General features: G+C 72.9%; 17 protein-coding genes and 1 pseudogene. 1 reads left to right on the forward strand and 17 read right to left on the reverse strand.

From position 1 onward, the window contains the following. From QSK45_RS00865 to QSK45_RS38280, 4 genes and pseudogenes are all read right to left on the reverse strand, one after another. Entirely contained in the window at positions 1–438 is a 438-nt protein-coding gene (locus QSK45_RS00865) for a PPOX class F420-dependent oxidoreductase (protein ID WP_285552184.1), read from the reverse strand. A gap of 680 nt (positions 439–1,118) precedes the next feature. Next, the gene (locus tag QSK45_RS00870) at positions 1,119–1,820 is read right to left on the reverse strand and encodes a YcnI family copper-binding membrane protein (protein WP_285552185.1); all 702 of its coding nucleotides are present in this window, start codon (positions 1,818–1,820) and stop codon (positions 1,119–1,121) included. 46 nt (positions 1,821–1,866) lie between these two features. Further along, positions 1,867–2,457 (reverse strand): hypothetical protein, encoded by a 591-nt coding sequence (locus QSK45_RS00875; RefSeq protein WP_285552187.1) that lies wholly within the window; start codon positions 2,455–2,457, stop codon positions 1,867–1,869. Between the two features lie 90 nt (positions 2,458–2,547). Next, a pseudogene (locus QSK45_RS38280) lies at positions 2,548–2,731 on the reverse strand (family 1 glycosylhydrolase); the annotation flags it as partial. A gap of 192 nt (positions 2,732–2,923) precedes the next feature. Between QSK45_RS38280 and QSK45_RS00885 the strand changes: the two are divergent. Next, positions 2,924–3,343 carry an ASCH domain-containing protein gene (locus tag QSK45_RS00885; RefSeq protein WP_285552188.1) on the forward strand — a complete coding sequence of 140 codons (420 nt, stop codon included), beginning with the start codon at positions 2,924–2,926 and terminating at the stop codon, positions 3,341–3,343. A 67-nt stretch (positions 3,344–3,410) separates the two neighbouring features. On the opposite strand, the gene QSK45_RS00890 is transcribed toward QSK45_RS00885, so the two are convergent. From QSK45_RS00890 to QSK45_RS00950, 13 genes are all read right to left on the reverse strand, one after another. Continuing rightward, positions 3,411–4,520, reverse strand: a complete 1,110-nt coding sequence (locus QSK45_RS00890) for a pyridoxal-phosphate-dependent aminotransferase family protein (protein ID WP_285552190.1) — start codon at positions 4,518–4,520, stop codon at positions 3,411–3,413. Beyond that, positions 4,513–5,856, reverse strand: a complete 1,344-nt coding sequence (locus QSK45_RS00895; RefSeq protein WP_285552192.1) for a glutathionylspermidine synthase family protein — start codon at positions 5,854–5,856, stop codon at positions 4,513–4,515. The genes QSK45_RS00890 and QSK45_RS00895 overlap by 8 nt, the downstream gene beginning before the upstream one ends. After that, the gene (locus QSK45_RS00900) at positions 5,853–6,689 is read right to left on the reverse strand and encodes an alpha/beta fold hydrolase (protein ID WP_285552194.1); all 837 of its coding nucleotides are present in this window, start codon (positions 6,687–6,689) and stop codon (positions 5,853–5,855) included. Before QSK45_RS00900 ends, QSK45_RS00895 begins: the two co-directional genes overlap by 4 nt. Before the next feature lie 19 nt (positions 6,690–6,708). Beyond that, a complete protein-coding gene (locus QSK45_RS00905; protein WP_285552197.1) occupies positions 6,709–7,560 on the reverse strand; it encodes a class I SAM-dependent methyltransferase in 852 nt (283 codons plus the stop codon). A 77-nt stretch (positions 7,561–7,637) separates the two neighbouring features. Continuing rightward, positions 7,638–8,921: an MFS transporter gene (locus QSK45_RS00910; protein WP_285552198.1), complete on the reverse strand. Its 1,284-nt coding sequence runs from the start codon at positions 8,919–8,921 to the stop codon at positions 7,638–7,640. Between the two features lie 29 nt (positions 8,922–8,950). Further along, positions 8,951–9,949, reverse strand: a complete 999-nt coding sequence (locus QSK45_RS00915; RefSeq protein ID WP_285552200.1) for a class I SAM-dependent methyltransferase — start codon at positions 9,947–9,949, stop codon at positions 8,951–8,953. After that, a complete protein-coding gene (locus QSK45_RS00920; RefSeq protein ID WP_285552206.1) occupies positions 9,946–10,965 on the reverse strand; it encodes a GNAT family N-acetyltransferase in 1,020 nt (339 codons plus the stop codon). The genes QSK45_RS00915 and QSK45_RS00920 overlap by 4 nt, the downstream gene beginning before the upstream one ends. A gap of 6 nt (positions 10,966–10,971) precedes the next feature. After that, positions 10,972–11,802, reverse strand: coding sequence for an isocitrate lyase/phosphoenolpyruvate mutase family protein (locus tag QSK45_RS00925; protein WP_285552209.1), 831 nt, complete (start codon positions 11,800–11,802; stop codon positions 10,972–10,974). Positions 11,803–11,861: 59 nt separating this feature from the next. Beyond that, entirely contained in the window at positions 11,862–12,980 is a 1,119-nt protein-coding gene (aepY, locus tag QSK45_RS00930; RefSeq protein WP_285552211.1) for a phosphonopyruvate decarboxylase, read from the reverse strand. Then, positions 12,977–14,023 carry an aminotransferase class I/II-fold pyridoxal phosphate-dependent enzyme gene (locus QSK45_RS00935; RefSeq protein ID WP_285552213.1) on the reverse strand — a complete coding sequence of 349 codons (1,047 nt, stop codon included), beginning with the start codon at positions 14,021–14,023 and terminating at the stop codon, positions 12,977–12,979. Before QSK45_RS00935 ends, aepY begins: the two co-directional genes overlap by 4 nt. Next, a complete protein-coding gene (locus QSK45_RS00940; protein WP_285552215.1) occupies positions 14,020–15,339 on the reverse strand; it encodes a nucleotidyltransferase family protein in 1,320 nt (439 codons plus the stop codon). Before QSK45_RS00940 ends, QSK45_RS00935 begins: the two co-directional genes overlap by 4 nt. Then, on the reverse strand, positions 15,299–16,255 hold the full coding sequence (locus tag QSK45_RS00945) for a nucleoside-diphosphate kinase (RefSeq protein WP_285552217.1): 957 nt from the start codon (positions 16,253–16,255) through the stop codon (positions 15,299–15,301). The genes QSK45_RS00940 and QSK45_RS00945 overlap by 41 nt, the downstream gene beginning before the upstream one ends. A gap of 34 nt (positions 16,256–16,289) precedes the next feature. Then, positions 16,290–17,033, reverse strand: a complete 744-nt coding sequence (locus QSK45_RS00950; protein ID WP_285552219.1) for a GNAT family N-acetyltransferase — start codon at positions 17,031–17,033, stop codon at positions 16,290–16,292. Positions 17,034–17,159 lie beyond the last annotated feature (126 nt).

Here is a 17,159-nt window from a genome sequence, read left to right on the forward strand (position 1 = left end):
TCAGCGCTTGGGGATGCCGTACACCCGTGCGACGTGCAGCCGGACCACGAGGCGGCGGTCGCGGACCATCGCGGCGCGGTAGTCGTCCCAGTCCGGGTGCTCGCCGAGTACCGCGCGGTAGAGCCGGATCAGCTCCTCCACGGTCTCGTCGTGGGGATCCTGGGCGACCGGGGACAGTTCCGCCGTGCCCTCGGCGACGGTGTAGGCCCAGCGGTCGTCGCTGGTGACGTGGTACGAGGCGCGGGGGTCGCGGCGCAGATTGCGGGTCTTGGCACGGTCGTCGGTGACGGAGACGCGGATGATCCGCTCGTCGGGGTCGTAGGCGTGGCTGACATTGGACAGTTGGGGGCGGCCGTCGCGGCGGAGGGTGACCAGTACGCCGCCGTGTCCTTCGGAGAGCAGCGGGAGGAGCGCGTCCTGCGTGGAGTCCTGAGTCATGCGGGGTTCAACGGCCCACGGGCGGGGGCGCATTCCCCGGCCGTACTCCGTCCGGCGGACCCGGCGGCCCGCTCGTGGACACGGTCCGCGAGCGCGCTCGCGGCGGCCACGGGCGCGTTGGCGGGCGGGGCGCCGGACCGGCCGGGGCCGGTCGGGCGGCGCCCGCCGGACCCGGCTGGACCGGCCGGGCGCGCCGGTTCTCGTAGTGGCGCTCGGCCGCCGGCGCACGCTCCGGTCGCGCGGTCGGTGCCCGGTACCGCCGTCGGCTCCGGTCCGCCGCCGCGCCGCTTCGGTGCCCGCCTTACGAGGGGCGCGGTCATGACGCTGCTCACGCCCGACCCGTGCACTCCCGGGCGTTCGAGGCGGCGGGCGGGGGCGGACCGTGCCGAACACCCCGGCCGCGCCGCGGCGGTGGCCGTGGCGGCCACGCCGCACGTCGCGGGCACCGGAACCGCGCTCGGGGCCTTGGCGGCGGTGGCGGGGCCCGGCGTACCGACGACCACCGCGCTCCCCGGCGTCGGGAACGTCGTGACCGTCGTAGCGGCCCAGCCCGCCGGACTCGCCGCCGGCGTCCGGGCGGCCGGCTGTTCCGTGACGCCACGGTCGGTGCCGGCGGCGCCGACCGTGGCGACGGCCCGCGCGGTGGGCCGCGCGACGTGCGGGCCCACCGGCTGTCCCTCTTACGACCGTGTCGCGGACCTGCTCCGTACGAGCGCGAACGCGGCGGCGGCCAGACCCAGGACGCCGACGACCAGCCCGGCGACGCCCAGCCCGCGCGCGGTGGAGTCGCTCGCCCCGGCGGTCGCCGCGCCGGCCGGGGCCGCGGCGGGCGAGGGGTCGTCCGCGGTGAGCGTCAGGACCGGGGCCGGATTGTCCGGCTCGTCGCCGCCGGAGACCGGTTCCCCGATCCAGCGGACGACCTTGCCGTCCGAGTAGGTCTGGAGAGTCTTGAACACCAACTGACCGGTGTCCTCGGGCAGTTCACCGAAGGCGACATCGAAGTCCTCGTACTGCCCTGCGGCGATCCTCCCCCCGGTGAAGGTGATCTCGGACGCCGCCTCGGTGAGGGTGCCGTCGTCGGTCTTGACCGGCGTCTTCAGCCTGGTGGTGGTCACCTTGGCGGTCCAGCCGTCCCGGGGGCGGACCAGGATGCCGAGGACGGGGTGGTCGGTGGGCAGGAAGACCTGGACCTTGCTGGTGTAGGCGTGGTCCTCCTCGTTGGGCACGCGGAAGGTCAGCACGCCGTCGGTGGCGCCCTTGGCGTAGCTCTCGGGGTGGACGGTGACGTGGGCCTCGGCGACGCCGGCGGCGAGCAGGACCGAGGCGAGGGCGGCGGCCGTGACGGTTCCGGCGCGGCGCGGGGTGATGCGTGCTGCGGACATGGGTGAGTCGGTCTCCGTACGGGTGACGTGTGACGCGGGTCAGGGGTCAGGGCGAGTACGGGATCGGGACGGGCGGTCCGCGCCGGGTGACCGCGTGCCGCAACGGCACCCGGCGCGGCGGCCCGTGACCGGCGCGGGTCCGCGGGACCGGCTCGGCGGCGTCGGGCAGCGGGGCGGGGCGCCACCGCGTGAGCAGGCCGGGGACGAGTGCGGCGGTGCGCCGCAGCAGGGCCCACAGCGCGGCCTCGCCCCGCCGCAGCCACCAGGAGGCGGCGAGGGCGGCGAGGAGGTGGGCGGCGGTGGCATGGGCCGTGGTGTGCGCGGAGGCGGCCGTCATCCGCAGGGAGGTCCCGGTCATGCCGGGCATGCCGGCCATCGGGGGGCCGGCGCGGTCCGCGTCGAACCACGCGTGCAGGCCCGCCTGGGTGAGCAGCATGGTCGCGCCGATGCCGGTCCCCGACCGCTCCCGACCGCCCAGCGTCCAGCCGAGCGCGAACACCGCGAGGAAGCCGGCCCCGTCGGAGCCCGGCGACGGCATCTCCCCCATGGCCAGTCCATGGCCGGCGGCGGCGAGCAGCACGCACACCGCGGCGAACACCGCGGCCCGCAGGCCTCTCACCGCCGGGGATGCGCTCACGGTGACAGATCCTCCCACGGCGGAAAGGGGCGCGCGCCGTGCGCGTGGCGTCCGGCGGAGCCGGCCGCCCGGGGAGTCGCCGGCCGCGGATCAGTCCGCGCCGCGGCTCCGCTCCCGATCGGCCCGGACCACCTCCGCGTACCGGTACCCGCTCCCCTTGACGGTGCGGGGCCTGGGTGCCGTCGTCGACACGGACCAGGCCGAAGCGCTTGTCGTAGCCGTACGCCCACTCGAAGTTGTCCGGCCCGGACCAGCTGAACGACGTCACCAGCGGCTCGAACGGGTCGTGCGACGTCGCCTGCCTGTGCCAGGCGGGGACGGGCTACGACGGCCCGACGGGTCTCGGCACCCCGAACGGGACCGCGGCCTTCACCAAGTGGTCCGGGAATGATCCGGACCGCGTGACCGCGCCAACTCGGTTTTCGGATCAACGAGTTGAAGGGCGCTGTCGGGTACGCTCGGCGGCATGAGCGCTGACGATCTCCCCAAGCTTGCCCTTGCCTTCCCCGGTCCGGAGCGCGACAGCGGGGTCGAGGCCATCATCAGCGGTCGCAAGACCGCGATGACGGCGCTGGTCGAGATCCTGGAGCGGATAGGGCAGCCCATCCCGGAGGTCGGCCAGCGGTACGCGGTGCTCGACTCGGAGGACCGCACGGCCGTCGTGATCGAACTGACCGAGGCCCGGGTGATCCCGTTTCGCGAGGTGGACGACCGGTTCGCGCTGGACGAGGGCCGCGGGTACGCCGACGTCGAGGAGTGGGCCGCCGCACACCGGGACTTCTTCCGCGGTGCGCAGGTGACCGAACTTCTCGGGTACACGCCGGTCGTGGACGACGACGCCCTGGTCGTGGCCGAGCGCTTCCGCGTGGTCGACGCAGAGGACTGAGGGCCCCGTACCGGCATCGGGCCCCGCCGGTCGACGCCCGGCGGGGCCCGCCCTCGTCACACGGCCCCTACTCGCCCCGCGCCTTGGTGAGGTGCCGGATCGACTCCTCCAACGCCCCCTCCAGCTCGACCAGTCGGGGCATCGGGATCTCGCCCATGGTGGCGATGCGGAAGTGCGTCTCCGACAGGCGGCCCTGCCCCGCGTAGATGACGTAGCCGCGCTGTTTCAGCTCGTCGTGCAGGGCACGGTAGGTGACGCCGGCGGGCAGGCCCAGAGCCGTGACCGAGTTCGCGCGGTGCGGCTCCTCGATCAGGACCGGCAGGTCCAGCCGGGCGAACCCGGCGCGCACCACGGCCGCGCGTTCCCGGTACAGCCGCAGGCGCGCCTCGTACCCGCCGGCCCCCTCGTACTGTGCGATGGCCTCGTCCAGCGCGTAGCACGTCTGGACCGCCGGGGTGAACGGGATGTCCCCGGCCTGCTGGGACCTCAGTTGGGCGGCGGGGTCGAGGTAGACGCTGCGCCGGGGCGCCGCCGCGACCCGGCCTGTGCCCTTGACGGTGGACAACAGCAGGAAGGAGACGCCGGGAACGCCGTGCAGCCCCTTGTTCGCCGTCCCGCAGACGATGTCGGCGTGCACCTCGGCGAGACCGGGTGACTCGATGGCGGTCGAGCTGATCGCGTCGACCAGGAAGACCGCCTCGTGGTCACGGACGATCGCCCCTATCTCCGCGATCGGATTGAGCAGCCCGGTGGTCGTCTCGTGATGGACGCACGCGACGGCGTCGATGCGACCGTCCGATCGCAGCAGGTCGGCGATGGCGCCCGGGTCGACCGGTCTGGTCCACGGACCCTCCACCACGACCGTCTCCACGCCGTGCGCCTCGGCCATGGACAGCAGCCGGGCCCCGTAGACCCCGTTGTCGACCACCAGCAGTTTGCGTCCGGCGCGGACGGAGCCGATCACGGCCGTCTCCATGGCCGCCGTGCCGGAGCCGGTGATGAGCACCGTCTCGTGGGTGCCCGCCACCCCGAGGCACCGGGCCAGCGAGGTGCGCAGGCGGCCCATGAGGTCGGCGAACTCGGGCTCGCGGTGGCACAGGTCGCCCCGGAGCATGGCCTCGCGCACCCCCGGGGAGGTGCACGCGGGCCCCGGGTTGAGCAGGACGAGGTCACTCATCGTCGCTCCAGTAGACCGGTGCCGGGATCGCGCCCTGAAGACCGTTGATCATCAGGTGGCCGTCGCCCTTGATGCCGTAGCGGCGGATGGCGCCCACGAACTCGCCGTCCAGGACGTACGAGCCGTAGACGACGGGGACGGTGATCTCGTGCAGGTCGCCGGCCTCGTCCTGGAAGGAGAGGGGCTTCGGGGTCGGCGTCATCAGCTCCTGGACGACCCAGGGGCGCTCGGCGGTGGCCGCCTGTTCGATCAGGCCGGACCACTCGGCGGCGGTGAGTTCGCGGCCGATGAGGACGTCCCGGCCCTTCTCCCCCAGCGCGGGCTTGACCACCAGCCGGTGCTGGTTGCGCAGGGACCAGTCGAGCAGGTCGACGCGCTCGCCCCGCCAGAAGGTGTGGCGCTCGGTGAGCCGCCTGGTCCAGGGGACCGCCTCGGCCAGGCCGGCGGCGAGGGAGGGCGGCAGTTCGCCGGTGAACTCCTCGTCGGACAGCATCGCGAGGGTCGCCTTCGTGGCGAGGATCTCTCCCCACAGACCGGTGATGGACCTGAGGGCCCCGTCGCGGGCCGCGGCGGAGATCCTGCCCAACTCCGCCATGTGGTGGGCGTTGTCCGCATCCGGCAGGAAGTAGCGGTGGACGAGCCCGATGCGCCGGCCCTGGTGCCAGGCGGCGCCCTCGCGGATCTCGATGTCCTCCATGTGCACGGACCGCGCGGTGAGTCCGTGCCGGGCCAGCTCCAACACCAGCGACCGGTAGTGCCAGTTGTCGAAGTGGTCGTCGCCGGCCGCCTCGTCCGCGTAGTACGTGAGGGCGATCAGTCCGTCCTCGTGCGTCATGTGCCGGCGCAGCACGTCCGCGAACCGGCCCATCAGATAACGGGGTTCACCGCACGCGCCGAACTCCGGCCTGAGCACGTCCGCCTGGTGTGCGCGCAGCAGCATGTCGTTGAGCGGGAACAGCCCGGCGAGGGAGCCCGCGTTGACGTCGACGATGACGCAGCGCTCGGGGCCGGTGCCGTCGGCGCTGCCGAGGATCATGTCGGGCCGGCCGATGAGGTGCCAGTCCCGCGCCGGCAGCGACTCCCACATCGGGACGAGTTGCTCGGGCAGGCCCAGGGCCTTGGCCATGCGGCCGGCGTCACCGTCGTGACGGTCGATGAACGCCTCGACGCCGCGCCGGAACGTCTGCCAGGTGCGGGACATCTGCCCGAACGTCGCCCTGGGCAGCCGGGCGGCCGACAGGGCGAAGCGGAAGGGCACCGGTACGGCGTCCAGCTCGGCGGTGACGGCGGACAGTTCCTCGGCGGTGAGCGAGCGGGGCGCGAGCAGTCCGGTCATCGTGCCGCCCTCGCGAGGAAGGCGCGGGCCTTCTCCAGGAACTCCTCGGGCCGCTCCATGGTGATCATGTGGCCCAGGTCGGCTATGTACTCGGCGCTCGCGCCGGGGATGTCGCGCGCGAGGCGCTCGCCGATCTCGATGGCGTCCGGCTGGTCCATGCCGCCGATCAGGACGAGCGTGGGGACCTGGATGGTGCCGAGGCGTTCGGCGGCGTTGGGCACCAGTTCGAGTTCGTCGGGCTCGTTGCCCGTCTCGGCGACCGTCCTGCGCCGCCGGTCGTAGCCCATGGTGGCGGAGACCCGCAGTCGCGCGATCAGTGTCGGGTCCATGTCCGCGAGCGTCCGCTTGGGTCCGGCGACCCAGCTGCCGAGGCTGATGTCGAGGGCCTTGTCGTAGTCCCCGGCCCAGATGAGGTCCTCCTCGGCCATCCGGTTCGTGTTCACCTCGTCGGTCCACACGTGCTCGCGGCTGACCGGCGCGGCGAGCAGCAGGGAGCGGACCTTGCCGGGGTGCAGCACCGCGAACTCGACGGCGATCCGGCCGCCGAAGGAGGGGCCGATCACGTGGGCGCGCTCGATGCCCAGGTGGTCGAGGAGGGCGGCGAGGTCGTCGGCCGACTGGTACGGCTCGTCCGGATACCCGGAGCGGCCGAAGCCCCGGCAGTCGTAGCGGACCACGGTGTAGTCCTTGGCCAGCTCCTCGAACTGGCCGTCCCAGATGGTGGTGTTGCCGTTGCCGGTGTGCAGCAGGACCACGGCGTCGCCGGAGCCCGCGCGTTCGTAGTACAGCTCCGTTCCGTTGACGGGTGCGAAGCCGGTCTCGTGGTGCGTCATGTTCTCTCCTCGTGCTGGCTCAGCCGCGGGCGGCGGTCAGCGCGCCGGTCAGCGGGGTGGACGGCAGCGACACGGTCTCGCTGTAACCGGCGGCGCGGATCTCCACCAGGAGGTCCTCCTGGGTCAGGGAGCTGCCGCCGTTGACCGCGGTGACCAGGTCGGACATCGCGTTGACGATCGGGAGTTCGGAGTCGGCGGCGAACGTGGTGGCGATCACCCAGCCGCCGGGCCGCAGCACCCGGCGCACCGCCTCCAGCGCCTTCGGGATCGCGTCGGGGGACATGAAGCTCAGCGGCAGCCAGGCCAGGTCGTACACCGCGTCGTCGGCGAGGTCGGTGACGTCGCCGTGCCGCAGCTCGACCCGGTCGGCGCAGCCCGCGTCGTCGATCACGGTGCGGGCGAGACCCAGCACGCGTTCCATGCGGTCCACGCCGACGACGCGGGCGCGCGGCCAGCGTTCGGCGATGCGCGCGGCGAGCTGGCCGGTGCCCACGCCGACGTCGAGGAAGACGGCGTCCGTCCGCTCGGCGATGCCGGTGAGGCCGAGGACGGGGGCGGCCTCGTCGACGATCCAGTCGGCGACCTGGCGCGAGCCGCGCCCCTGGGCGAGCAGGACCTCGTCAGGCATGTCGCCCCAGCCCTTGGTGGGGCCCTCGGCGAACGCCGCGGCCTGGGCGAGCTGGCTGGTCAGGGCGGCGGCGAACTCCGGATCGTGGGAGCCGACCGGCAGCCCGGACAGGGTGAGCGCCCGTTCCACCGCGGCGCGCTGCTGCGGTGTCAGGTCGTCGCGGCCCTGCGCGGCGTAGGCGGCGACGGCCCAGGCCGCGTCGACCAGTCTGCTGAGTTCGAACTGCATCTGTGCACCGAGCATGATGCTGCCTCCTTAGGCATCAAACCGAGTGGAGCCGGGCTGGACGGAGCCGGGCAGGTCGGACCGCGTCGGGCCCGTCAGACCGTGCTCTCGGCCGGCTCGTTCTCCACGGCCGCGGGCCGGGAGGAGAACGTCGAACCGCCGCGCACCAGCAGCGGCAGCGGGGCGGCGACCAGCACGATGAAGGCGCTCACGATGAGCATGTCGCGGGTTCCGATGCTGGCCGCGACGACGCCTGCCGCCGCGTAGCCGAGCGGCATCAGGCCCTGGCTGCCCAGCCAGTCCAGAGCCATGACGCGGCCGAGGACCCGGTCGGGGACGTCCTGTTGCAGGGCGGTCATCCACAGGATGGAGAAGACGGTGACGCCGACGCCGGCGATCGCCCAGCAGATGAGGACGCCGACCAGCGGCAGCACGGCGAGCGAGCCCACCGATCCGAAGATGGTGAAGATGCCGCAGACCGCGACGGTTCCCGGGCGGCGGGTGCGGATCCTGCCGCCGACGACCGAGCCGATGATCGAGCCGACGCCGAGTGCGGCGAACGCGCCGCCGTAGGCGGCGGACCCGCCGAGGCTCTTCTCGGCGACGATCGGGGCGGCGAGGAAGGCGGGGGCCACGCAGAAGGTCATGACGACGGTCGCCATGCCGATGGAGGCGCCCACCCAGGGGCGGGAGCGGATCTCCCGGATGCCCTCGTTGAAGTCGCGCAGGCCGCGCCGGATGATGCCGCCGGGCTCCTCGTCACCGGGGGACTCGTCGCGCGCGTCGGCGGCGTCGGTCTCCCTGATGAACACGAGGGTGGCGAGGCTGGCGGCGAAGGTGCCGACGTCGATCCACAGCGCGGGCCCCGGGCCCACCCCGGCGATCACGACGCCGGCCAGGGTCGGCCCGGCCACCATGGAGACGTACTGCGACAGGGCGCTGAGCGCGTTGCCGCCCTGGAGGGCGTCCTCCGGCAGCAGCCGCGGGGGCACCGCGCTGTACGCGGGCAGGAAGAGACCCTCGGCGATGCCGATGGCGATCACCAGGACCATGAAGACGGCCGTGTTCAGGTGGACCGGGGCGATCGCGATGGCGGCGACACCCACGGCGCGCACGACGTCCGCCCCGATCATCACACGGGTGCGCCGCCAGCGGTCGCCGATGGAGGCCGCGAGGACCGTGCCCACGGCCAGCGCGATGCCCTGCACCGCGAGGACCACACCGAGCCCGGTGGCGCCGGCGTCGCGGTCCAGGACGACCATCGCCAGGATGATCGGGAACATGGCGTTGCCGATGGAACTCAGGGACTGCCCGGTCCACAGGAAGGCGAAGTCCCGGTGTTTGAGCGGCAGGAACATGCTGGGTTTGGGATCCGTCATGTACTCGATCTCTCAGGGGTTTCGGTTCGTCAGAGCGGTCGTACGGCCGTGAGGCAGGTGAAGTGCGGTGGAGCGCTCGGGAGTTCGACCGTCCGCATGCCGGTGAGGCCCGCCTCGGTGAGCCAGTCCGCCACCTCCGCGCGGGAGTACATGGCCCCGCTGCTGGTACGGGCGGCCAGGAACAGGGCGTACTGGGCGCGCACCGGGTTCGTCTCGTACGGCCCGTCGCCGAGGATGTCGATCACGGCGAGCGTCCCGCCCGGTTTGACGGCGGCGGCGGCCCGGTGCACCAGGCGCTCGGCGTCCCCGGCGGTCTCCAGGTGCAGGATGTTGCCGAGGATCACCAGGTCGTGGGCGGCGTCGGCCAGGTCGACGTCGAAGTAGCTGCCCTCCAGCGTGGTGACCCGGGCCTCGACGCCGGCGTCGGCCGCGTTGTGCCGCAGTCCTTCGAGGACCGGCGGCAGGTCCACGGCGGTGACCTGGGCCTCGGGCATCCGCGCGGCAACGGCGAGGCTCCACACGCCGGAGCCGGCGCCGAGGTCGAGCACGGAGCGGGCACCCCGGCCCAGGCCGTAGGGCTCCCCCTCCAGCGCCGCGGCCAGCTCGGCCGCCGCGGCCGGGTACATGTGCCCCAGTCCCTGGGCGACCTGGGCGTAGTGGCGGCCCCGCTCCTCCAGCGTGCCGTCCATGGACAGCAGCGGCTTGCCGGAGACGAGCAGCTCGGGCAGGTGGTCGAAGAGGTTCAGGTGCAGCTCGACGCCGCCCGGGGCGTTGCGGGCGCGCTCGGCCAGCTCGGGTGAGGCCTGGTACCGGCCGTCCGCGTGGACGGCCGCCCCGCTGTGCACGAGGACGTTGAGGGTGAGCCGCGTGGCCAGCGGGTCCAGCTTGAGGTCGGCCGCGAACTCCTCGGCGCTCGCGGCCCGTTCGAGGAGCGCCGCGAGGAGACCGGCGCGCTGGGCGCCGAGCACGGCGAGCACCGGTATGCCCTGGTCGAAGACCTCAGCAAGCGCTGTGGCCGGCTTCGTCATGAAAATTCCCTTCGATCTTCCGAGTTGCACATCCAGGAGACGAGCTCGACGGGCTCCGCGCCGAAACGCTGCTTCCACGCCGGGTTGGTGCGGCCCAGCTCGATGACCTCACAGCCCTGGGACACCGCGTAGTCGACGGAGAGCTCCAACAGCACCAGGTAGGGGCTGAAGTCGCGGCGCACCTCGCCTTCCACGCCGATGGCCCAGTTGTGCAGGGTCCGTCCGTCCATGAAGGAGACCGAGGCGGCGACGACGTGCCCCGCGTCCTCCAGGGTGAAGACGCACGCGGGCGCGCCCACGTTCGTCAACAGGTGGGACAGCGGCCCCTGTTCGTAGTAGCCGGGGTTGTAGCGGTCGGCGGTCAGCTTGAGCAGCCGGCACGCGTCCCGCACGACGCGTTCGGGCAGCGGGTCGCGGTAGACGTGTCCGGTGATCCCCGCTCTGGCCGCGAGCCGCAGCTGCCGGCGCGCGTCCTGCCGTACCCGGCCGGGAAGCCGTTCGAGGTGCTCGGCGAAGCCGCCGACGGCCGTCAGGGGCATGCGGAAGCGGTGGTTGCGCGGCACCCGGCGCGCCCTGCTCTCCATGAGCGGGGTGAGCGGTGAGTCCAGCGCCATGTTGATGAACCCGAACTCGGCCGCGCCCCACTGACGGGCCTGCGCCCGCATCGCGTCCCACAGCGGCTCCACCAGCTCCTTCTCCCCGTGCCGCAGGGGCAGCCGGGTGTCGTAGCAGTGCCAGAAGTGGCTCACCGCCCAGGGCGGGCCGTCGGTGGTCTGCTTCCCGAACGGGTCCCGGGCCGGTACCAGGTACAGCGGCATGACGGCGGCCAGGTCGTCGCCGGAGCCGACGGTGAGGTAACGGACGTCGAGGGTGGGTTGCAGGGGGCGGGCGGCGTACGAGGTGAGCAGTGCGGACCGGTAGAAGACCGGCGCGCCCGCGGCGGCGACCACGGCGTCCCAGCCGTGCGGGTCCGGGATCCGGGTGTGGGAGGAGATCCGTATGCCTGTGGCCGGCATCGGAGGCTAGCCCACTCGCTCGTCGGTCATGCGCAGCACCTGCTCCACCGGGGCGATGTCCGGCTCGACGGCGGAGAGGAGGCACTCGCTGCGCAGGGTACCGAGCATGCCGGGGAGCGTCGCCAGCATGCGGCGCACGACGACGTTCGCGAAGAGGACGGTCGTCGCGCCGTACTCGGCGAACTTCTCCAGCGGCACCTCCGGCAGCGAGGTGGGCGCGAGGGTGATCGGCAGCAGTCCGCGGACCTGTTCGAGGGCGGGGAAGAGCTGGTCCTTGCACTTCTTGTTGACCTGCACGAACAGCCCGTCCACGCCGGTCTCGGCGTAGCGGCGCATGCGGCGCACCGCCTCGTCGACGCCCAGTCCGGCGACCAGTGCCTCGCAGCGGGCGACGATGCGCAGGTTCTTGCGCTCGGCGGTCACCCGCTCCAGGCGCTGGGCGAACTCCTCGGTGTCCATGAGGTCGCGGGACTCGTCGGCGGCGAGCGAGTTGCGCTTGGGGAAGACGTTGTCCTCGATGACGACGGTGTGGGCGCCCGCGTCCTCGAAGGCGCGTACCGCGCGGGCGGCGGTCAGGTCGCTGCCGTAGCCGTTGTCGGCGTCGACGTAGACGGGGAGGGTCGTGGCCGCCCTGACCTCGCGGATGACGGAGGTCATCTCGGTCGGGGTGAGCAGGTTGCGGTCGGGTATGGCGAAGCGCGAACAGACCTCCAGGCTGCCGAGCCACAGCAGGTCGAAGCCGGCGCTCTGCACCATCCGCGCGGTGAGCGCGTCGTGGACGCCGACTCCGACGGACGTGGCGGGAGTCGGCCTCAGGGCGGTGTCGTGCACGGTCATGGTCTCAAGTCCTTCGGGAGGGGGGTGTCCGGTGGTGCCGCGGCGGGCGGGTAGGGCGCTCAGCCGGCGGCCGCGGTCATGAATCGGGTACGGATCGCCTCGGGCTCCAGGCTGGCCGTGGCCCGCGGGGGCGCGGCGCCCGCGCCGGCCGTGGTCTCGATGACCAGCAGGGCGGGTCCGGGCCGCGAACCGAGGTTTTCCAGGGCGGGTTTCAGCTCGCTGAGGGCCGTGACGCGCCCGCCCCAGCGGTAGCCGCTCGCGCGGGCGACGTCCTCGAACCGGGTGCGGGCGCCCGCGGTGGGCTGGCCGCCGGTCGACTCGTACTGCTGGTTGTCCAGGACCACGTGGACGAGGTTGCCGGGGGCCTGGGCGCCGACGGTGCCGAGCGCGCCCATGTGCATCAGGCACGCGCCGTCGCCGTCGAGCACGAACACCCGCCGGTCGGTGCGGGACAGTGCCAGGCCGAGGCCGAGGGAGATCGCGTGGCCCATGGAGCCCTGCATGTAGAAGTTGCCGGGCCGGTCGGCGCCGGCGAACAGCCAGCGGGAGGTGAACCCCGTGGTGGAGACGACCAGTTCGTCTTCGAGCAGCGCGCCGAGCGCGGCCACCACGTCCTGGGTGCCCGGTCGTTCGGGGGTCTCGGGGGTTTCCCCGGCGGGGCCCGGTTTCTGCATCACGCCGCGCGGGACGACCAGAGCGGCGGTGCGCCCGGACCGGACCGCGTCGAGGGCGGCGTCCAGGGTCGGGCCCAGCTCGGCGGCTTCGCCCGACAGTTTCCAGTGCGGTACCCGGAGCGCGTCGAGGAGCGGGACGGTCGCGGCACCCATCAGCCGGTGCTGCGGCTCGTCGGGCGGCCCGTCCGGGTCGCCCCGGTGGCTGACGAACATCAGCACACCGATGTCGTACGGGGCGGCCAGCGAGGTGAGGGGGTTGACCAGGTTGCCGAGGCCCGAGTTCTGCACCAGTACGGCACCGGGCGAACCGGCGAGGGAGAAGCCGCAGGCGGTGGCGAAGGCCGCGCCCTCGTTGGCAGAGGCCACGTAGCGGCCGTCCCGCTGGAGCAGCGGGATGAGGCCGGCGAAGTAGGAGCAGGGGACGCCCGCGAACCGGTCGACGCCCCTGTCGCGCAGCGCCCGGTCGAGGAGGTCGGCGGGCAGTGCTGGTGTCGTGTTGGTCATGTGTGTCCCTGACATCGGAGCCGGAGTGCGGTGTGCGGCGAGCGGGCCACCGCGTCGGCGAAGCGTATGGCCTCGGCGGCGCCGACCCCGAGGAAAGTGGCGCGCAGCGCGGGTCGGTCGGCGTCGAAGTGCCGGGCGGCCACGGCCTTGAACCCCTCCTCCTGGAACGCGGCGAGCGCGGACTCCTCCACGTGCTCGGCGGCCGGGGCCCCGGGTTCCGGTGGCGCCTGGGCGGCCAGCGGGATCAGCGCGTTGGGCCCGTCGAAGGCGGGGAACGCGATGCCGTGCGCCGAGGCCAGCCGGTCCCTGAACGCGGCCTTGGCGGCGTCCACTTCGGCCAGCAGGCCGTCCCGGAGCAGGTCGAGACCGCCGTCCCGGAAGAACAGGCCCCAGGCCCGCTGCCAGACCGGCGAGGGCGGTGTGCCCAGCAGTTCGGGGAACGCCTCCTCGAAGCAGCTGGGTCCGGCCATCCAGCCGAGGCGCGCGCCGACGCCCCGGAGCTTGTGCAGGGTGCCGGCGCTGTCGGCCCCGGCCGGGGTGCCGGCGTGGCCGCAGAACCAGGCGTACGTCTCGTTGACGACGACGCGGTAGCCCTCGGCGGCCAACTCCGTGACACGGTCGCGGCCTTCGTCGGTGAGCGTGGCGCCGTCCGGGTTGCGTCCGGGCGAGGTGAGCCACAGCACGGTGTCCCGGGGCGGGCCGCCGACGGCGCCCTTGAGGAGTTCGTCCCAGGAGGCCCGGGTGACCTTGGCGCCGGCGCCCGCGAGGACGGGTACGACGCCGGGGTAGGTGGGCCGTTCCAGCACCACGTGCCCGAAGCGCCGGGCATAGGTCAGCGCGGTGGCCCGCAGACTGGACGTGATCGTCAACTGCTCGGCCGGTAACCCGAGTCGTGCGGCCAGCGCCTCCCGGAGGACCTCGTCGCCCCGCGGGGCGGGCACGGTCCACAGGTCGGCCTGCCGGGCCGCCAGGGCGACCCGGTCGGCCCACAGCCGGGTGGCCTCGTCCGGCCAGGGGGCGGGAGATCCGCTGAGGTCGATCACGCCGGCCCTGCCGTGAGGCGGCGGGCGAGCGCGAGGCTCTCCCGGCTGATCCCACCCCAGACGGTGGGCACGAGCACGTCGTTCCCGTACCGCACGGCCCAGGCGTTCGCGGCACCGAACAGGGTGATGCCGGCGGCGAGTTCGGTGCTCGTGACCTCCGCGGGGGCGTCGGCCCCGGTCCCGGTCCCGGCGAGCGGCTCCCACACCTCCCGCGGCACCAGCCGCCAGCAGCGGTCCCGTCCCGGATCACCCGGGGCAGCGCCGCCGTCCGGGTCCGCGACGCGCGGGCTCAGGTCGGCGGAGAAGTAGCGGCGCGCGGAGTCGGCGAGAGCGGTCGCGGCCGCCTCTCCGGCGCCGCGTGCGCGCTCGTCCTCGTACGCGAGGGAGGCGAACGCCTCGGCCCGTGCCTCGGCTCCCGGCGGGGTCAGCTCCAGGCCCGTCTCCTCCCCCAGGTCCGGGGGCAGTACGGCGGTGCTCTCCGGGTAGGCCTGGCGGACCGCGTTGACCACCCGGGCGAGGGCGCCCTCGGCCCGCACCGAGCGGCACAGCTCGCTCACCGACACCCAGTCGGGCGTGGTGTGGCTGACCAGGGCGTGCAGGTCGTTGACGTCCTTCACGGACAGCATCTGGTCGCACAGGGCGTGCGCGGCGGTGATCGCGATCGAGGTCTCGACGCTGGGCACGGTGGCGGGCAGCCCGAGCGCGGTGCCCGAGCGCCAGCCGACGAGCGGGAGCAGTCCGGCGTGGCCGACCGAGAAGGAGCCGATGTGCAGGTCGACGCGGGCGTACGGGTTCTCGTTGTCCGGGTAGACGAGCGAGACCTGGCCGTACAGGGAACCGTTGTCATGCCACTTGAGCCAGGGCATCTCGTCGGTGTCGTACACCCAGTCGCGCTCGCGCAGCCAGTCGACCAGTGGCCGGGCGGCGGCCCACTGCGGGAACTGCACGTCCACGTCGCCGAGATGGCGCAGTTCCGGGCGGGGGTAGACCGACTGGGCGCACAGTCCCTTGATGATGTGTCCGCCGAACTCCTCGACGGCCGCGACGACCTCGCGCATCTTCGGGGCGGCATCGGCCTGCCAGGCGTCGTCCTGGCGGACCTCCTCGGCGAGGAGTTCGCGCAGCCGGTCCGCCCAGGCGGAGCCGGTGTGGCCGTCGAGGGCTGCGTGCGCGAGGCGGGTGACCTTCGAGCGGGAGAGGATCGCGTACAGATCCTCGGGGGTGATCTCGCCGTCCAGGGTGTTCAGGGCGGCGGCGACGGTCGAGGACGGCGGCTCAGTCCGTCCCAAGGTCATGATCGCGGTCTGCGTGTCCATGCGCGCCTTTCGTGGTGAGGACGGGCTCGAAGTACTGCGAGGTGGTCAGGACCGCGGTCTCCCAGGAGTCGCACGCGCAGCCGTGGCGCCGGAGCACGAGGTCCACCTCGGACAGGTCCCAGGGGGCCGCGCTCGGGTCGAAGGGGTGCGCGAGGACGGCGAGCAGCGGGTGGGCGGCGGCCTCGGGACGGACCAGTCCGGCGAGCCGGGCGCCGGCGTCCGGCCGGGCGAGTTCGCCGCGGGCGGCCAACCGGTCGGCGAGGGCCCGGCCTTCGTCGGTGAGGTCGGTCCACAGCGCGGCGACGATGCGGCCGCGCAGCGCGCCGAGGACGGCGACGTGGTCGCGGGATTCCCGGGGCTGGGTCCGGGCGAGCACCGAGAGGTACCCGTCGAGCGTCCCGCCGTCGTGGAATGCCGCGAGCGGTTCCGGGCCGAGTATCGCGGCCGATTCCCGGGCGGCGTTCGCGGGGCTGTCCGACAGGTGGAGCAGGCTCAGAATGGCGTTCACCGAGCCGACCTCGTGCCGGATCGAACCGGGACGCGTTCGGGGCGGCGTGCCGCCTTTGATTTCGTGGAGAACGGCGTATCGCTCCTCGGCCGTGCGCGAGACTTCGTCGAGCAGCCGGACGGCCACCGAGGGCCCGAGAGAGAAGAGGGCGTCGAGGGCCCGATAGCGGAATGTGCTCCCGGCGCCGACGTTCTGAATCTCGGCGATGGCGTCGATCTGCTGGGCGGTCACTCTCACTTCCCGCCACCCGACGGGTCTGAAACCCGCGACCGCGAGATGGTCGAGTATGGCGCCGACTCGCTGTTCGCGCAGACTGTCCGGACTGATCAGGCAGAACGCGTGAGTTTGCCAGACCGATTCATCGAAAGACTTTCCCTCTCGAATGGCCCGTTCGTCTTCGATTGTCATGGGGCCTTTCCCTGTATATGCCCGTCAAGGATCGCTATAGGTGGCCGTCAAGGCGCAGAGCGGCGCCGTACAGCGGGGCGGCGACGCATCCTCGCAGCTGCTTGGCCTGCCATGAACCGAGGCCGTAAGGAATGATCCGGATGCCCCGCTCGGGTGCCAGCTCGATGGGCTTGTAGAAGAGCGTGGCGAAATAGGTGAGCCGGGAGTGGGGGTCGGTGTAGTCCGCCCCGGCGAGCGTGGGCATCCACGTCTCGCCGTCCTGGACGAAGACGCCGAATCCCAGTGTCTTTCCCCCGCGTTCGGCCGTGACGACGGTGATCTCGTCGTCGCCGAAGCAGGACCGGAGCCGGCGGATCATCGACGCCTCTTTGGCGGGGTCCGCGGTCCCCCCGTACTTGACGACCAGCTGGCAGCGCAGGTCGACCAGTTCGGGCTCCTCGTCCCGCAGGGCGCGGGTGGCCACGCGCACCCCGGCCTCGTCGAGGGCGCGCAGTTCACGGCGCACCCGCACCCGGCGGCGCGAGGACAGGGTGTCCATGTAGCCATCGAAGTCGGACCAGGTGACATGGAGGTCGCAGCGGGCCGCGAACTCCACCACCGGCCATCCCGCCGCACGCAGGGCGTCCGTGAGGACGGCCGCCTCCGGGGCGAGGTACTCGAAGGCGATGCTCCGCAGCCCCTGGTCGCCGGCCCACTGCCGCAGCCGCTCCAGCAGCACGCCGCAGGCGTCGGGGTCCTTCGCGAGCCTGCCCAACGGGAGCGCCTCGTAATGCGGCATCAGCACGAGCAGGCAGGGATAGACGTCCTCGGGTTCGAGCGTCCGCCAAGGGTGCGGACCCCCGGTCGCCAGGCCCTGATAGGACGAGGCTCCCGAGAATATCGAATACGGATCGATGCGCGTATT

This window comes from Streptomyces hygroscopicus subsp. hygroscopicus, assembly GCF_030269125.1.
Classification (GTDB): Bacteria; Actinomycetota; Actinomycetes; order Streptomycetales; family Streptomycetaceae; genus Streptomyces; species Streptomyces hygroscopicus_C.

What these genes read in the sequence shown, in the direction of transcription:
- QSK45_RS00865 (WP_285552184.1), bottom strand. Translation starts at nt 438, where the DNA reads ATGACTCAGGACTCCACGCAGGACGCGCTCCTCCCGCTGCTCTCCGAA.
- QSK45_RS00870 (WP_285552185.1), bottom strand. Translation starts at nt 1,820, where the DNA reads ATGTCCGCAGCACGCATCACCCCGCGCCGCGCCGGAACCGTCACGGCC.
- QSK45_RS00885 (WP_285552188.1), top strand. Translation starts at nt 2,924, where the DNA reads ATGAGCGCTGACGATCTCCCCAAGCTTGCCCTTGCCTTCCCCGGTCCG.
- QSK45_RS00890 (WP_285552190.1), bottom strand. Translation starts at nt 4,520, where the DNA reads ATGAGTGACCTCGTCCTGCTCAACCCGGGGCCCGCGTGCACCTCCCCG.
- QSK45_RS00895 (WP_285552192.1), bottom strand. Translation starts at nt 5,856, where the DNA reads ATGACCGGACTGCTCGCGCCCCGCTCGCTCACCGCCGAGGAACTGTCC.
- QSK45_RS00900 (WP_285552194.1), bottom strand. Translation starts at nt 6,689, where the DNA reads ATGACGCACCACGAGACCGGCTTCGCACCCGTCAACGGAACGGAGCTG.
- QSK45_RS00905 (WP_285552197.1), bottom strand. Translation starts at nt 7,560, where the DNA reads ATGCTCGGTGCACAGATGCAGTTCGAACTCAGCAGACTGGTCGACGCG.
- QSK45_RS00910 (WP_285552198.1), bottom strand. Translation starts at nt 8,921, where the DNA reads ATGACGGATCCCAAACCCAGCATGTTCCTGCCGCTCAAACACCGGGAC.
- QSK45_RS00915 (WP_285552200.1), bottom strand. Translation starts at nt 9,949, where the DNA reads ATGACGAAGCCGGCCACAGCGCTTGCTGAGGTCTTCGACCAGGGCATA.
- QSK45_RS00920 (WP_285552206.1), bottom strand. Translation starts at nt 10,965, where the DNA reads ATGCCGGCCACAGGCATACGGATCTCCTCCCACACCCGGATCCCGGAC.
- QSK45_RS00925 (WP_285552209.1), bottom strand. Translation starts at nt 11,802, where the DNA reads ATGACCGTGCACGACACCGCCCTGAGGCCGACTCCCGCCACGTCCGTC.
- aepY (WP_285552211.1), bottom strand. Translation starts at nt 12,980, where the DNA reads ATGACCAACACGACACCAGCACTGCCCGCCGACCTCCTCGACCGGGCG.
- QSK45_RS00940 (WP_285552215.1), bottom strand. Translation starts at nt 15,339, where the DNA reads ATGGACACGCAGACCGCGATCATGACCTTGGGACGGACTGAGCCGCCG.
- QSK45_RS00945 (WP_285552217.1), bottom strand. Translation starts at nt 16,255, where the DNA reads ATGACAATCGAAGACGAACGGGCCATTCGAGAGGGAAAGTCTTTCGAT.
- QSK45_RS00950 (WP_285552219.1), bottom strand. Translation starts at nt 17,033, where the DNA reads ATGCCGCATTACGAGGCGCTCCCGTTGGGCAGGCTCGCGAAGGACCCC.